Origin of the sequence: Bartonella sp. AA18HLJMS (genome assembly GCF_042197245.1) — a bacterium.
GTDB lineage: Bacteria > Pseudomonadota > Alphaproteobacteria > Rhizobiales > Rhizobiaceae > Bartonella.
On sequence record NZ_JBHIRP010000017.1, the window covers coordinates 13709 to 27783 of the forward strand.

22 protein-coding genes are annotated in these 14075 nt (G+C 45.8%); 2 read left to right on the forward strand and 20 right to left on the reverse strand.

Going from position 1 to position 14075, the window contains the following annotated elements:
- Positions 1 to 11 precede the first annotated feature (11 nt).
- From ACFINW_RS08240 to ACFINW_RS08335, 20 genes are all read right to left on the reverse strand, one after another.
- Positions 12 to 1634, reverse strand: coding sequence for a hypothetical protein (locus ACFINW_RS08240; protein ID WP_375674130.1), 1623 nt, complete (start codon positions 1632 to 1634; stop codon positions 12 to 14).
- Positions 1627 to 2208 (reverse strand): phage protein Gp27 family protein, encoded by a 582-nt coding sequence (locus tag ACFINW_RS08245; protein WP_375674132.1) that lies wholly within the window; start codon positions 2206 to 2208, stop codon positions 1627 to 1629. The genes ACFINW_RS08240 and ACFINW_RS08245 overlap by 8 nt, the downstream gene beginning before the upstream one ends.
- Positions 2171 to 2527, reverse strand: a complete 357-nt coding sequence (locus ACFINW_RS08250) for a hypothetical protein (RefSeq protein WP_375612320.1) — start codon at positions 2525 to 2527, stop codon at positions 2171 to 2173. The genes ACFINW_RS08245 and ACFINW_RS08250 overlap by 38 nt, the downstream gene beginning before the upstream one ends.
- Positions 2524 to 2838: a DUF2730 family protein gene (locus ACFINW_RS08255; RefSeq protein WP_375607966.1), complete on the reverse strand. Its 315-nt coding sequence runs from the start codon at positions 2836 to 2838 to the stop codon at positions 2524 to 2526. The genes ACFINW_RS08250 and ACFINW_RS08255 overlap by 4 nt, the downstream gene beginning before the upstream one ends.
- The gene (locus ACFINW_RS08260; protein ID WP_375613747.1) at positions 2835 to 3050 is read right to left on the reverse strand and encodes a hypothetical protein; all 216 of its coding nucleotides are present in this window, start codon (positions 3048 to 3050) and stop codon (positions 2835 to 2837) included. Before ACFINW_RS08260 ends, ACFINW_RS08255 begins: the two co-directional genes overlap by 4 nt.
- A complete protein-coding gene (locus tag ACFINW_RS08265; protein ID WP_375674134.1) occupies positions 3043 to 3381 on the reverse strand; it encodes a hypothetical protein in 339 nt (112 codons plus the stop codon). The genes ACFINW_RS08260 and ACFINW_RS08265 overlap by 8 nt, the downstream gene beginning before the upstream one ends.
- A complete protein-coding gene (locus ACFINW_RS08270; protein WP_375613745.1) occupies positions 3374 to 3661 on the reverse strand; it encodes a hypothetical protein in 288 nt (95 codons plus the stop codon). Before ACFINW_RS08270 ends, ACFINW_RS08265 begins: the two co-directional genes overlap by 8 nt.
- Entirely contained in the window at positions 3658 to 4239 is a 582-nt protein-coding gene (locus tag ACFINW_RS08275; protein WP_375674136.1) for a glycoside hydrolase family 19 protein, read from the reverse strand. Before ACFINW_RS08275 ends, ACFINW_RS08270 begins: the two co-directional genes overlap by 4 nt.
- Before the next feature lie 87 nt (positions 4240 to 4326).
- Positions 4327 to 4734: a helix-turn-helix domain-containing protein gene (locus tag ACFINW_RS08280; protein WP_375648297.1), complete on the reverse strand. Its 408-nt coding sequence runs from the start codon at positions 4732 to 4734 to the stop codon at positions 4327 to 4329.
- 6 nt (positions 4735 to 4740) lie between these two features.
- On the reverse strand, positions 4741 to 5358 hold the full coding sequence (locus ACFINW_RS08285; RefSeq protein ID WP_375613742.1) for a regulatory protein GemA: 618 nt from the start codon (positions 5356 to 5358) through the stop codon (positions 4741 to 4743).
- A 10-nt stretch (positions 5359 to 5368) separates the two neighbouring features.
- Complete coding sequence (locus ACFINW_RS08290) at positions 5369 to 5992, reverse strand: DUF3164 family protein (protein WP_273755326.1); 624 nt, start codon at positions 5990 to 5992, stop codon at positions 5369 to 5371.
- Positions 5976 to 6254, reverse strand: a complete 279-nt coding sequence (locus ACFINW_RS08295) for a hypothetical protein (RefSeq protein ID WP_375632620.1) — start codon at positions 6252 to 6254, stop codon at positions 5976 to 5978. Before ACFINW_RS08295 ends, ACFINW_RS08290 begins: the two co-directional genes overlap by 17 nt.
- Positions 6254 to 6517: a hypothetical protein gene (locus tag ACFINW_RS08300; RefSeq protein WP_375630261.1), complete on the reverse strand. Its 264-nt coding sequence runs from the start codon at positions 6515 to 6517 to the stop codon at positions 6254 to 6256. Before ACFINW_RS08300 ends, ACFINW_RS08295 begins: the two co-directional genes overlap by 1 nt.
- Positions 6514 to 7545: an AAA family ATPase gene (locus ACFINW_RS08305; protein WP_375613740.1), complete on the reverse strand. Its 1032-nt coding sequence runs from the start codon at positions 7543 to 7545 to the stop codon at positions 6514 to 6516. Before ACFINW_RS08305 ends, ACFINW_RS08300 begins: the two co-directional genes overlap by 4 nt.
- A gap of 334 nt (positions 7546 to 7879) precedes the next feature.
- Positions 7880 to 9859 (reverse strand): transposase domain-containing protein, encoded by a 1980-nt coding sequence (locus tag ACFINW_RS08310; protein WP_375674138.1) that lies wholly within the window; start codon positions 9857 to 9859, stop codon positions 7880 to 7882.
- The gene (locus ACFINW_RS08315; RefSeq protein ID WP_375674140.1) at positions 9856 to 10314 is read right to left on the reverse strand and encodes a hypothetical protein; all 459 of its coding nucleotides are present in this window, start codon (positions 10312 to 10314) and stop codon (positions 9856 to 9858) included. Before ACFINW_RS08315 ends, ACFINW_RS08310 begins: the two co-directional genes overlap by 4 nt.
- A complete protein-coding gene (locus ACFINW_RS08320) occupies positions 10311 to 11333 on the reverse strand; it encodes a ParB/RepB/Spo0J family partition protein (RefSeq protein WP_375674142.1) in 1023 nt (340 codons plus the stop codon). The genes ACFINW_RS08315 and ACFINW_RS08320 overlap by 4 nt, the downstream gene beginning before the upstream one ends.
- Positions 11333 to 11731 carry a hypothetical protein gene (locus tag ACFINW_RS08325; protein ID WP_375630258.1) on the reverse strand — a complete coding sequence of 133 codons (399 nt, stop codon included), beginning with the start codon at positions 11729 to 11731 and terminating at the stop codon, positions 11333 to 11335. The genes ACFINW_RS08320 and ACFINW_RS08325 overlap by 1 nt, the downstream gene beginning before the upstream one ends.
- Positions 11715 to 11855, reverse strand: a complete 141-nt coding sequence (locus ACFINW_RS08330) for a hypothetical protein (RefSeq protein WP_196794044.1) — start codon at positions 11853 to 11855, stop codon at positions 11715 to 11717. The genes ACFINW_RS08325 and ACFINW_RS08330 overlap by 17 nt, the downstream gene beginning before the upstream one ends.
- Positions 11856 to 11928: 73 nt before the next feature.
- On the reverse strand, positions 11929 to 12234 hold the full coding sequence (locus tag ACFINW_RS08335) for a helix-turn-helix transcriptional regulator (protein ID WP_005864619.1): 306 nt from the start codon (positions 12232 to 12234) through the stop codon (positions 11929 to 11931).
- Positions 12235 to 12385: 151 nt separating this feature from the next.
- On the opposite strand from ACFINW_RS08335, the gene ACFINW_RS08340 reads away from it, so the two are divergent.
- Both ACFINW_RS08340 and ACFINW_RS08345 read left to right on the forward strand, forming a co-directional pair.
- On the forward strand, positions 12386 to 12916 hold the full coding sequence (locus ACFINW_RS08340) for a helix-turn-helix transcriptional regulator (protein ID WP_375630257.1): 531 nt from the start codon (positions 12386 to 12388) through the stop codon (positions 12914 to 12916).
- Positions 12917 to 12996: 80 nt separating this feature from the next.
- Positions 12997 to 13515, forward strand: coding sequence for a helix-turn-helix domain-containing protein (locus tag ACFINW_RS08345; RefSeq protein WP_375630256.1), 519 nt, complete (start codon positions 12997 to 12999; stop codon positions 13513 to 13515).
- Positions 13516 to 14075: the final 560 nt, after the last annotated feature.

The window sequence follows — 14075 nt, forward strand, 5'->3', positions numbered from 1 at the left end:
TCATCATCCCATCAATAAATTTTTGATCGCATTGTTGAAAAAAAAGGCGTTGAAAAGAGCGAGCTTTCATCAAAACGATAAGCCTCTCTCACAGGTGTATAATCATAAATTTCAGGAGTTTGGCGGCTGGCAAAATAAGCCAAAGCGCAAGCAATCGCGCTATCACCATGACGCATAAAACCATCACTGCCTTTAAAACGATGATTGTCTGGAATTTTCACAATGCCATTGACATAAGCAAGCGCTTGATGATCGGCAACAATGTCACTATCGCGCGGCAAAACAATCGTCCCATCCCCAAAAGCTTCTAAATAAGCCGGCATTTCCTTGCCATACCAACTTTGTGACAAGGGCACTTCCTTCACACAAGCCCCATAACGCTGCGCCGCTTTTTCGGCTAAATAAGCCCCATTGCCCCGCGCATCTAACGCGCCGCCCATCAAACGCGGCAAACCATTCACCCCATAAAATAAAATCTCTCTTTGTTGATCAAACGGCGTATTGCGCAATTCCACCATAAACCGTACACGGCGCACCAAATCTTGTCCCACCTCCATCACCACAATCGATGTCGCATCGCCACTCCGCGCAAAATCAACACCAAAAACATGTTGGCGCCGCCGGTCAAGCCCAGCATGAAGAGGTTTTATATGCTTCTCACACCAAGCAAAAGCAGCAACACTTCGTTGATGTTCCGATTGATTTTTAAAATCATCCACACAAGCAAAACGCAACAATGCAATGTCAGGCGCGCAACAATTTTCAATCTGCAAACGTGTTAAAGCCGCCCCTTCTTGATCGGCTGGTATGGCATCTAATTCTTGGCGCATCGCAGCCAAACGCACCCCATAAGAGGCACGAATTTGCTCTTCCCATTGTTGCTCAGATGCTAAACTCCACACCTCCCCCTTCATGGCACAAACCCGTTTAAACAAGCCATTTTTAACAGCAACACCAAAGGGGTAACAATGCACCGAAAAAGGCACTTTTCCCGCTCGCGCCTCACGGATCAGTTCATTGAAAGGATTGAGCACACCATTATGGGTGGAGATCACACGGATTTTTCCTCCCCAAATGAGCAAAGCATTGACAGCATCCAAAACAGCGCGCACATCTTGATGAAACGCCGCCTCGTCAATCACCACAATACCTTGTAACCCACGGATATTTTCAGGGCGGCTCGAAAGCGCCTCAACCCGAAACCCCGAAGCAAAACGCACCCGATAAGCAGAGATATATTTTGTTGAACCATCCGCCCTTTGATCAGAGAATAAAAATTCCTCAACATCCCCACTATGGCTCGTAATTGCCGAAGCAAAATGGCTCACATAGCCAATAAATTCCCGCCCCTTGTCTTTGGTGTCACCAATATAAAAAACATTATCGCCCCTCGCTTCACGTGCCGCCGCTGCAATCAGTGTATCATCCAAAGCTTCTGCAAAAGTAATGCCGGTCCGCCGCCCCTTTTCCACCAATTTTAATGGGGACTTATCTTCAATCCATGCCCGTTGATGCGCCATCAAAACGCCTTCCGCTAAGGGATCACTCTCTTTGGGAAAAGTACTTCTCTGCCAAATATCAAAACCACTTTGATGATCAAAGACATGACTTTTTGAAAAGGGCTGTTCAGCCATGTTTTACCCCCAACACCTGCGCACGAATAGCTCGCGCTGTTTCTTCTGAGAGCCCCGCCGCCGCTGCTGCTGCGTCAACCGCTTTGCTTGCTTTGCTGGTAAAATCTTTTTCCAACTTTTGCCGTCTGGTGGTCGACAAATGTTCAGCCGCCAACACGCCTTTAAGCGCATTGGCCAATTCTTGTGCTGCCTTTGGCGAAAGGTTTTTCCCACTGCTCAACGTGGAAAAAATCAACTCCTTAATCGCTGCCGCCGTCAAAAGAGTGATATTATCAGAAGCTTTAGCATCAAAGCGCTGCGAGAGGCTTGCTGCAATTTCTCTTGTCTGTTCTAGGCGCCGTGACATCACGGCTAGCCGCAAAGAATACCGATTAAAACTGGAAAAGGAGGGTATAGAAAAGCTTAAACCCGTTTCCTTTCGTAAAGCCTTCAAAGCTGCTTTAAATTCATCATAAATGGCTTTTTGCGTCTTCTCACGCCCATTTAAAGCCTCAGCAGCAGCAGCAATAATTTGATCACAAGCTTGCGGCAATAAATCAATCGCCGTTAAACGTCCACGCCCGACCTTGCGCATCCTTCACCTCGTCTTTTATTGATGAACGTTTAGGCCGCTTAATCCCCTCAATGGAAAAGCTCCGGTCTAAATGACGCGCTCCCCGTTCTGTTAATGCCGCAAGAAAAACCGAACCCACACATTTTAACGTAACAGCACCTTGATCTTCCATCCATGCCAATTCATTATGCACAAAATCGCGATCGCGCCTGATGCCATAACTGTATAAAAGCCGCTCAATCATCGCACTCGATAAAGTTTCACTGCGCTCACAAGCAAGCCCTTTTAAAATAATCAACCGCGCTTCTTCACGGATGATTTTATCCATATCTGCTTTCATTTCTTGGCATTCTCCAACAAAAACTCTTGCAAGCGCTCACCAATGGCTGCCACCGGTTGTAATTGTGCAGAAAGCGTGTTGAGACGACCATTCAATTTCTCCATATTCACTTCCAATCTTTGCAGCGCATCACGATCAGGCAAAAAGTCCATCTCTGTTTCTAACTTTTGCACACGCTCTTTAAGCGCCGTGATATCTTTCAGCATTTCCCGCGCACCTGAAGAAAAATAGGCTCTCAAAACCCCACAAATCGCAATAACCGATAACAATAAAGACAACCAGCCATTGGCAACACTGATATCCAAATTCACTTAAAAGTCCCCTCTCTTTTGCCTAAAATCGCCCGCTCCGCAGCTTTTCTGCGCTGTTCACAAATCAATAAAGCAGCACGATCACGCCCCCAATAGTGCACCACTTCACGCGCATTCAAAGCACGCTCTGGCAATAAAGCTGGGCGGGCACACGCCATGCGAACAACAGGCGGCAACTCAACCGATAAAAAATGATAAGAAAGGCTACCCACCGGCTTGTGTGTTGAGCAAGCGCACACGCTCAAGCCCAATGCCACCGCCAGTAACCGGCAACTTCCCATTGACTTCCTCCATTTTCACAAGCTTTTGTTCCAAAGCCGAAATCACCCCTTGCGCTTGATGCTCAGCTTCCAACGCTGCTTGTCTTTGTCGCTCTTGTACAAGCAGTGCACGTGCTGAAGCCTTGGCAATCTCCAACTGCCAATACAAATCACGCGCCTTTTCCGCCTTTAAAATTTGCGCTTTCATAAAGCCAAAAGCCGCCAACATCACACTGACCAAAAAAAGCAGACCAAAAGACAGTTTTGAAACAGGGCTAAACATTGCTTTTATCTCCCCACCTCGTTATCTCCACCCCATCATAGGAGCTGCTATGCCGCTTATGGGAATGTTTCCTATTAGAAAAATCCAACGAGCCAAAGCCACGATGCACCCCCAGATTGCCAACAATAATCGCCACCATCGAAGGAATAGAAATGCTCGCCATATCAACAATATGCGGAACCCCCCACAAACCACCAGAAACGAGCAAAAAAATAACCCCCCAAGCAAACCAAAAAGACCACCATAAATAGAGCCTAGAACCACGATAAGAGGGCTTCATGCCTTTACCTCGCCTCCAAGTCCCAAAAGCTTTTTGGCGCGGTTCAAATAAATCAAACGTTGCACAAGTCCATTTCTTCCCCCATTAATCGCCTTGGTAATCCCTAGATAATCATCTTGATCAGCCAGCCTATTCAAGCCTTTCATTTGCCAAAACCAAACAGCAGACCAAAGCGCTGCTGGAAACTTTTCCAGCTCTTGCGGAAATGCTTCACAATCAACCGCTTGTTCATCGACTAAGCACCAAAACCTCGTAAAACGGCGATAATTATTGCGCCCCGTCAATTGGATCAAACCACGCCCCTTAAAGTGCACCCCATCCCCAGGGTTGACATTGCCTAAATCACGCCGCCCCTCATAAGCGCGCCCTGAGGCATATTCACGCAGGGTAAAAAAGCCATCACTCTCATGGGCACATTGGCTTAAAAAATGGGCAATACGCAACGGTGTTGTGAGTGCCCCATAAGATAAAGCTTTAGGCAACACGCGTGCCATTTCAACAATAATAAAATCTTGGCGCGCATGATGCGCCAATTTAGGCGCAAGGCGATGAAGAAAAGAAGCATCTATTGAAATCATAACAAACCACTCAATGAATAAAAATTCATTCGCAGTTTATCGGATTTCAAACCCCCAATATAAGCCTGACACTGTCAGTCAAAACTCTCAATACTCATAAAACTCTGGAAATAATAAACCTTGTGGTTCTTGCAAAGAAATTTTCTTCTTCAAGCGATAGGCTGTGCGCACATGCATACCAGAAACAGCAGCTGCAGCATCAACCGACCAGCCTTTTTGCAACGCTTGCACCATTTTTTGCCGCCGTTCAGCATCTCTGCCAAGGGGGATAAGAAGGCGCACACCCGAACCATTAAAACAAAAATGGTTGATGAGTTGCTGCGCCTCTTCAAACCCAACAATTTCAATCAACCAATCCGCACTCTCAAGACGCCCGGGTATATAAACTTCTCGTCCACCAAAAGCCCGCATCATATTCCATGCTGCTTCACTGCCCGCAACATCAGCTATTTCACGCAATAAGGCAGGAAAATCGCTATAGATTTCCTCTTGCATACATGCTTACCCCTCGCTTTTAACACCTTTACGGATTTTCCGCCCCCAAACATTCATCACTTCTCTAAAGTCGCCCCCACTCATCTCACCAAAAGCTTTACCACTTAACGCCATAACACTTTGATGAAAAGATTCCACATCAAACACAGCATCGGGATTCAAACACTTCCATTGGGCACACAAAATGGAAATGCTTGGTTTCTTCCTCCATGAATCTTCGCGGTTTTTTCCTCTCCAGTCAACCCCACCCTCACGCTGCAACCAACCTTTCAATGCCTCAATAGCTCTGCATGCATCATCGCTATCGCGTAAAAAGCGAATATGATCAATCCCTGTCTGTCTTTTCACAAAGGCAAGCAACGCTTTATCTGAACGATCACGAATAATGCCAAGATTCCACCCAGCAATCCAAAGCGCCTGGAGCTTCTTAGCATATTTACCCTCTAAACGCTTCCCATTCGGCTTAAAACCAAACGCTTTCATTTCAGCGATAACCAAGTGCTTTTCTGAAAAATTCAAATCTTTCGCCGATTGCTTGCCTGTTAAGCGATAGAGCAGTGCGCGATAGGTCTCATCATCAAGACCTAACGCGCGTTTTCCCATATGAAGGACAGCTAAAGACATCTCCCTCCCCTCATGTCTTCGCCAGATCAATGGTCACAGCACGCCAAGCGCTTTCTAGGCTATCGCGCTCATAAAAACGCACATATTCCTTAGATGTCGTCACACGGATCGCTTCACGAATGGCACGCATCGCCTCTTTCCAGCGTGGATCATCAATATCCAAACGCAACAGCATAAAGATCTCGCCCCGATTCACCTTGCCTTCTTTATCCGTATTAAAAGCACGCGTAATAATCGCACGGATTTCAGGGCGTGCATCCGCAGACCATTCATTCAAACACTCATCAAGAAGGCTTTTGGCAATTTGCAATTGCGGTCCAAAATCAACACTTTCCTGAACTTGCACCTTAATACGTTGCAAACCATCAAAGCTTGTGTAAGTACAATTGCCCTTTTTGCCACGCCGCTCCACACCATATTCTTGCGCAAGCAAGCTATCAAAATCACTCAAATCCGCAATCGTATGGTTGTTAAAACGTGCAATCCTTGCCGATAACTCTTTCGCAAAACCCATAATTTTGCGCACCGTTTCATCCTCTAACAAATCCGCAGGGCGGATCAAACTTACCGGCACCAAAGCCCCTTTCGCATCCTTCATATAACGCGTACCTTCAAGTTCAATTTGTGGATTCATCACCAACTTCCTCCTGTGTTTTTTGAAACCGACGAAATGGCACAACATCCCCTGAAGAAGGCGCACATCCCGCTTTTATTTGCCAACGACACCGCATAAGCTCATGACCTAAAACGTGGTTATAGCCTGCCAAACGACGCAAATACTCATTCAATTCTCGAACATCTTGTCCATGCATAAAAATGCCATTCACCTCATACTGTAAAAAGGCAGAGCGCAAAGCAATCAAGCACTCTCTCACCATATAAGGGTTCCGTTCCATCATTTTCCGCCTCCAAAATCCATATAAATCACACGATTGCTCTCATCCGCATCAGAGCTGTCACACTCAGCCAAAACTTCTGCAACTTCAGCTTCCAAAACCGCATCCGCTTCCCCCAAACGGTGAACACTCAACTCCAATTCAAGCAATAACGCCAAATCAACACACAATTTAAGCTTTTCTCCAATATCAAAACCGCATTGATAATCGTCATAAAGACCAACAAGCGTATCGGATAATTCTTTGTCGCATAAAGAGATCATGCCAATTCCTCCACGTCACGGTTTTTCCATGCCGCTTTGACATGTTTCAAAGTCACCTCACACCCATCTCCAAGCGCTGCCATGCGTGCCAACATCATGGTTTTGTCAATTTGCCGCAAAGCTCCAGCCTTTAAGCCAATCCCTGTCAAAAACTTTATCGCACCAACATCCTCAATCCCCCAATCATGAATGCGCGCAGCAATATCCTCACTATAGGGCTTGCGCCGTTTCAGATGCATCGCCAATCGGCTTTTAATTTGCGCATAAGAGGGACCATTTTGACGATGAACCAACCGCCCCGAGATCTCATCATTCCCAACCAAAGCGAGCCCCGTACCATTAATATCAACAAAATGGCGCAACTGATTAATCGCTTCATCCGTTAAATTTTGCGCTTCATCAACAATCAACAACGTACCACTGCCCACGCGCTCTAATTTCTTACCAATCGCACGTGTTAAGCGGGTGGGATTATATTCCACCACTTCCAATTCTGCTGCCATATCATTCAAAATACCGTGAACACTGCGCGTATGCGGGCTGGCTGTCACCAGATAAACATGCGGGCGGGTAGAGCGATAATGACGGCAGGTTTCGGTCTTACCACTGCCCGCATCAAGCGTAATCATCACCATATCCCCCGTACTTTGTGCCAGTGTTAAAGTATCAATAATCTCACTGGCAATTCGATTCCTCTGAAAGGCTGGTTTTTCAGGGATCTTCTCCAAAAACCCCGCCGTTTCCTTTAAAACCTCAACCCATTGTTGAACCTTTGCATTTTGCTTACCCAATTGCCCCGCATAACTACCCGCATACCATTGCGAAAACGTCCCATCCGGCATGCCTATGCGCCGCGCCACCTCTGCTTTCGACCAATCATTCATTTGCCCCAAAGCTCTCACCGCATCCACAAGCTCATTCCATAAAGCAATGTCATCACTGTTGCGGTTTTGTGCTGTGCCATTAGGCTGGATTTTAGGTCGCGCCCAAGGATTTTTATCGACCGTTGCATTTATCGCGTTTTTCATCTATAATCTCCCTCTCGTATTGATCTAGATTCGTATTGATTTTAGATTTTATTGAATGGGTAGGCTCCCACCTACCCATTTTTGTTACTCTAAAGCCGTACGCGATACTAAAACGGCTAACCTTGCAAATCCCCTCTCTTTCTCACACATCAGGGAACTTGCTAACTCCACGCATCTCACCCGATCAGGCAAAGATACCTAGAAACTTCATGTATTGATTAGACTATGAAATGGATAAGATTCCTCCCCCCTTTCTTTGTTAACGCTTCAACCCCGCACATGGACCTCAACCGGTCCCCTTAAATCCCCCCCTCTCTTTCCCTATTTCCTTATTCTATTGCTTGGGAAACTTGATCACTTCACGCCCCTCATCAGAGGCGGAAAGCTTTCTCAAAGCTTTATGCAAGTGTTGACTGAATTCTTCCTCCCCCAAAGCCTCATCATCGTCTGCTTTCAAAGCTAAATTCCCCAAATTGTTTGGCATCAAGCGGCTCACCTTTGGCTTTATCGGAAGCTTCGATTTGAACGCTTCATCCTTTTTCTCAAGGCGACCATAAACATCGGCCAAGTGATCAGGCGCAAGCTTTGCCGCTAGCTGTTTTTCTGCTTTAACAGCCTTCACATATTCTTTACGCAAACGCCCATTCAAGCGCGCCGCCTGCTGGTCATAAAAACCTACATCAGAAAGGCATGGTGCCAAACAAAGCAACCGATTGTTCAAATCATAAACCCGTAAATCTTGATGCAAATTATCCGGATCAAAGCGTACAATCACTTTTTTCCCCGCATGCTCATTCAACGCCCGCGCCCAATAACGATTGCCATAAAAATGGATCTCCCCCGTACCCTTTTGCGCACGCAACGCCTCTGAGGTTAAAAGCCATAAAGCCCGTTGTGCCGCCGTTGCTTGCCGAATAATCGTCCCCTCGGCTTGCAAACTCTCAGTAAAGGTCTCATCAAAACTGCGCCCCGCACAATTAACCGCCTTACGCCCCGCTTGCGCATTATGTGCACAAATTTGCGCACCAACATGGGCTTTAAATTCTTCAAATCCTATCGCGCGCTTGCCATAATCTTCAGGCTTGGCATCCGGTTTATTGCCCGTATAAGCCCCCGCACAAAAGGGATGTTTAGAAATCGCTTCTGCCAGATCACGCCATGCCCGCTCAATCGGTTTAGACTGTCCGCTATAAGGGGTGGTCCATTGCAATTGCACACCCAAACTCGTCAAAAGCCCTCGCGGATCATCCGGCTTAATCTTAAAACGAAAGCGATTTTGCACACCTCCAGAAATCCACTTGCTGGTAAAGGCACGCCCATTATCCAAGGTCATGCGCTCTGGTATGCCATAAGCTTCCACCATATCCCCAATCACCAAACGAACGATTTCCCAAGTCTCAGCATCTGACAAGCGCCACGATAAAATCTTGCCCGAATAAAGATCTTGAATGGCAATCAAATAAAGCCGCACAGGCTTTTCTGTCCAAGGAACATTCACAAAAACATCCAGCTTATGTCCATCCATATTCACTGCTTGCAATGCATGCAAGCTTGAGCGATCACGCCGTTGGGCTGGATAAAGCTTTTTTGCCTTTTCTTCTCCCTCACGCGCTAAAACCACAACCGCTTTGGAAATTTGCGCCTTAAAACGACGCCGCAAAGCCCGCTCAGAAGGAATGGGCTGCCAACCCCGCTCCTGTGCAACCGAAACCATCCGCCGATAACATGCCGAAAAAGCAGGTTTAGAGGGGCGCAAATAATCCGAACAAAAAACCTCCCACGCCCCCTCATGACACGGCGCAAATTGCGAAAAACTCTCCTCACCATAACAAGGCGCTAAAGCTGCCAACCAATCAGGGCGCTCATACCCCTCCACCATCTGCCGCCAATTAAAAAGCGACATCCGACTTACACCAAATTGCACCGCACTCAAACTTGCCGCATCATGCACACCCATACCGGCATGGAGCAAATCTTCCCAAAAGCAAAGTGCCTTCAAACGCTCTTCACAGCGCCTTTTATGCGCCTTTGAAAGCCCCTCATAACGCACCCAAATACTTGTCTTTTGCTCCCCTTGCGTTTGTTTCACATCAACAGCCCCACCAAACCGCACCAACAACGCCGCCCGCGCCCCCTCCGGCAATAAAGAGATGTGATACTCCCAAACCGGCTTGGTTTTGCCTCCCACTTTCCTCGAAAGTTCAGAGTTTTTTCTCCAATATGCCCGTCCGTGGTTTTCAAGACTTTTATATGTTTTCGGCAACCCTGGCAAAGCTGCCTCAGCCAATTCGGCAATAGTAAACCATTCCTTCATGGCTGCCCCCTTTTAATTTGCACCGGCGTTGCGCGCATGGCTTTCAATTGCGCTGCAATCTCCCGCTGTTCCTGCTGAAGCCGCGCAATTTCTGCTAAACGTGCCTCATCCCCTTGCAACAGCAATAATCCATCTTCACTCACCACCTCATCCCAGAGCCAAAATGCCTCTGTCGCCCGCACAAATGCCTTAAACCGCGGCAGGGAAATATCCACCTGCTTACTTTCCGCAACATAAGCATCCAAACTTGCCTTACTTAAACACCCAATCCCTAAATAATGCGCCATACGCTCCGCAATCACACTGCGCTCAACTCGGCATTCACGCAAAGCACGCGCCATCGCACGCTTAATGCGTGAGCGAAACCGCCCTAAATCAATCTGCGCAACGGGTTCACGACAGGGAAAAACCGGCTTTTGGAAAAAATCAAGCTGCCCGCAACCATGCCTCTTCATGCCTGCTCCTCCCCACATTCTCTTGCAAGATAATCACAAAACCGCGCCTTTGTCTGCGCATCTGCTCTCTGCCACACCCCTAATAACTGAGCAAAAATCCGTTCCTGTTCATTGATTTGCGGCGGCGTATTAACCCCATTGACCAAATCAACAGCCCGCCGCAAATCTCCCTCAACCTGTTGCAAAGCAATCGCCACCCGCCGTTGCGCAACCGGCTCCATCTTTGCTAATTTTAACAACTGCGCTTGGTTATCAGCCAATGCCGTCCCCCGCAAAACAGAGCGCAACTCCGGCTGTAAATGTTGGGCAATACAGTTAAGACGTTTTACTGAAACTTGAGACAAACCAATACGATCCGCCACATGTTTAGAAAAGCACAAAGTTATCCCTTTTGCGCCACTTTCTTCACTCGTATAAAAAATAGGATCAACTTGATCCAATTTCTCTAAATGTCCATCACCGCCGATCAAAGGATCAACTTGATCCTTTGATTTTTCATCCCCTTCACACCCAGTTTCATGATGCTCTGAAGAACTATCATTTGGCAAAGGTGCAACTTGCACCTTTGCCACTTTGTCCTTTGTATATTGATTACCACCGATCAAAGGGTAATGTTTACCCTTTGATTTTCTGTCCCCACCAACCTTAATCTCCCCATACTTTTTTTCCCACAATTCGCGGTAAGTCTGGACAAAAAGCGCACGATCAATAACAGACAATTCATTGCGAAAGAGGTTTTCAGCCACTTCTAAAAGCGCAGCATTGTCCTTATCAGCCTGCACCACAACGGCATCAATGTCACTATAGCCCAAAAGCTCCGCAGCACGAAGCCGATGCGCACCAGCAATAAGCGTATAATTGCCCTCTTTAGCATTGGGGGTATGGCGCACCGTAATCGGATTCATCAATCCCTCCCGCGCCATCGATTGCGCAAGCGCCTTGGCATGCTCATCATCCACAGGGCGTATACGCTCCGGCACCACAATCACATCAAGAGCAAGCTTTTGAAACTGTGCCATCACGCCGCCGCCTTTCTGATCTCTTTAAAGAATAAATCCATCGCACGCCCCGCCCATCTTCGATAAGCTTTCGCAAAAACGGGTTCTTCCAAACGCCGGTTAATCACTTGCATAGATAGAGAAATAGAAGTCCGCTGACGTGCCTGTATCGCAACAATACGCCGCCGTGGCACCTCAAACTGATAATGCAAGATATGAATAACAATCTGTCGTGCTAACGCCGCATCAAATAAGCCATGCGGAGGGTCAATAATATACCGGATCGGCAGATGCTTAAATCCACGACTCACGGCTTTTAAAGAACAGGAAAGCATCACCTGTAAACGTTCAACTTCTGAATAAGGATTAACGATATCGTTTCTGACATCTGGGGTCCATAAATTATAAGCAGCAACCATAACCACCCCCTATAAAAACAATATGACCACCATCTAACCGCCAAAACCAACCCATCCAAACGGCTGTTCTATGATGCAACTCTCTGCAATTTATCTTGCCCATTTCGTATTGATCTTTAGACATTGATAAACCTTTTTATCTTATGGTATTTAAATTCATGGCAAATGCGCAAAAACGCAAAGCCGTGTAACGAAGTTCAAGCAGCATTCCCACGCAAAGCAGAATGCGCACGCGAATCTGTATTGGCATGTTTTGCTGCTTTAAAAATGCGACGGCGACTTTTGGGGTAGCGGTCGCTAAAAACCTGCTCGACGGGCAAACCGATAAAATCGGCAATAGCACGTTCGGCTTTCTCGTTAGACCGTGTCCAAATGTGTTGAACACTGGATGACGAGAGTTGATAAGCTTTCGCGAGCTCCGCCAAGGTCATATTACGGCGGCGTAGCTCGGCTAAAATACTATGGCGATCCCATACTTGGATGCATGTTTGGGTGGTTGTCATAAACTTCGCTCCTGCTTCAAACGGATGCTCAAACCATCCGTTTTTTGTGGGGTTAATTGTAAAATATCTGCCCTCTATATCGGGCGGTAATAACAGTTAAAACCATTTTACGGGTTTGTCAACCCGTAAAATGGTCTTAATGGGTATTTTTTTGGCACGTTTAGAAACAGAACCTAAAACACCATTGGCAAAACGCCTACGTGAAATAAGACGAATCCTCGGAAACGAAGAACGCGGTGCTTTTGCCAAATCTCTTAATTTGGCAAAAAATACGCTTGCAAATTATGAGCTCGGTATAAATGAGCCACCAGCATCTATCGTAATTGCCTATCACAAAATTTATGGCGTAGACTTTCATTGGCTTCTCACTGGAGAAGGCGAAATGTTTAGTGATATGGCAAAAGCGAAAGCAGCTGGTTTTAAACCACAAACTATCCCTGCTGGTCTCATGAAAAAGCTTGGTCGCATAGCTTATACAACCTATCGCGATGCAAATATAAAACTCCCCCCTGAAGATATAGCGGAATTAGCGGCAGAGCTTTGTATAAAGTTGCAAGAGCTTGTTCAAGACATCAACGACACGGAAGAAGTAGAAGCGACTTTCCCTCTTCTTAAAATTCATTTAAAGCGTCAAATAGAAGCTGAAAAAGAACACTCCAAAGCTGCACAAAATACGGCTTAATGCTACTCTAAGATGAATGGGGGAAGCTCTTTTTAAAATCCTGTAATTTAAGCTAACCTAAATATGAATAAGGAGCATTTTTGGCACGCCCCGAACTAGAACCTAAAACACCATTGGCAAAACGCCTACGTGAAATAAGACGAATCTACGGAAATGAAGAACGTAGTATCTTTGCGCAACGGCTTAATTTACAACGTGGCACCCTTGCCAATTATGAAATTGGAGCACACGAACCAACATGCTCAACAATTAACGCCTATTATACGGCCTATAACATTAATCCTCATTGGCTCGTTACGGGTGAAGGCGAAATGTTTACAGACATGGCAAAAGCGAAAGCAGCAGGTTTTAAAGCACCCACTATTCCCACTGGACTCATGAAAAAGCTTGGTCGCATAGCTTATACAACCCATCGCGATGCAAATATAAAGATCCCCCCTGAAGATATAGCGGAACTCGCGGCAGAACTTTATGGAAAACTGCAAGAGCTTGTTCAAGATATCAACGACACGGAAGAAGTCGAGCTTATTTTACCTCTTCTAAAATTGCATTTAAAGCGTCAAATAGAGGCTGAAAATGCGCATTCAGAAACTACATAAGATACAGCTTAATGCCTCTCTAAAATGAAAAATGAAAGTGGAAATCTTTTTACATTAAAAAATTTATATAAATTATTGATAAACAATACTTTTTACTCAATTTTTAGAGATTTCCACTTATATATGGAAATCTTTTTTGCTTTTTTGGTTATTTTTGGCTGATTTTGACGTCAATTGAACTTTTGGAGTGATTTTTTTCACAGGGTCTTCAAAGGCGGTTTTCTGGGCTTTCACAGACTTTTCAAAATTTTTCACAGGGTTTTCACAGACCTTTCAAAGCCCTCTCTCATTTTTACCTTTAAAACGCACTTTTTTCTGATTTTCACTCTTTTTAGCTCTTTTTTACAATTTTAGGTGTCAAAATCTATTTTGACAAAACGCGCATTTAATGCTAAATTTTATACATAAAAACAACAAATTACCACGTATTCCTACCTAATCCCACCTTTTCCCACTTAGTATAAAACCTAGTGTCAAACTACATTGTATATTTTGACTGTAGCTTGCCAGCGGGTTTTGTATATTTTGCCACTAGGTTTTGTACCAATTTATTTTTTCTC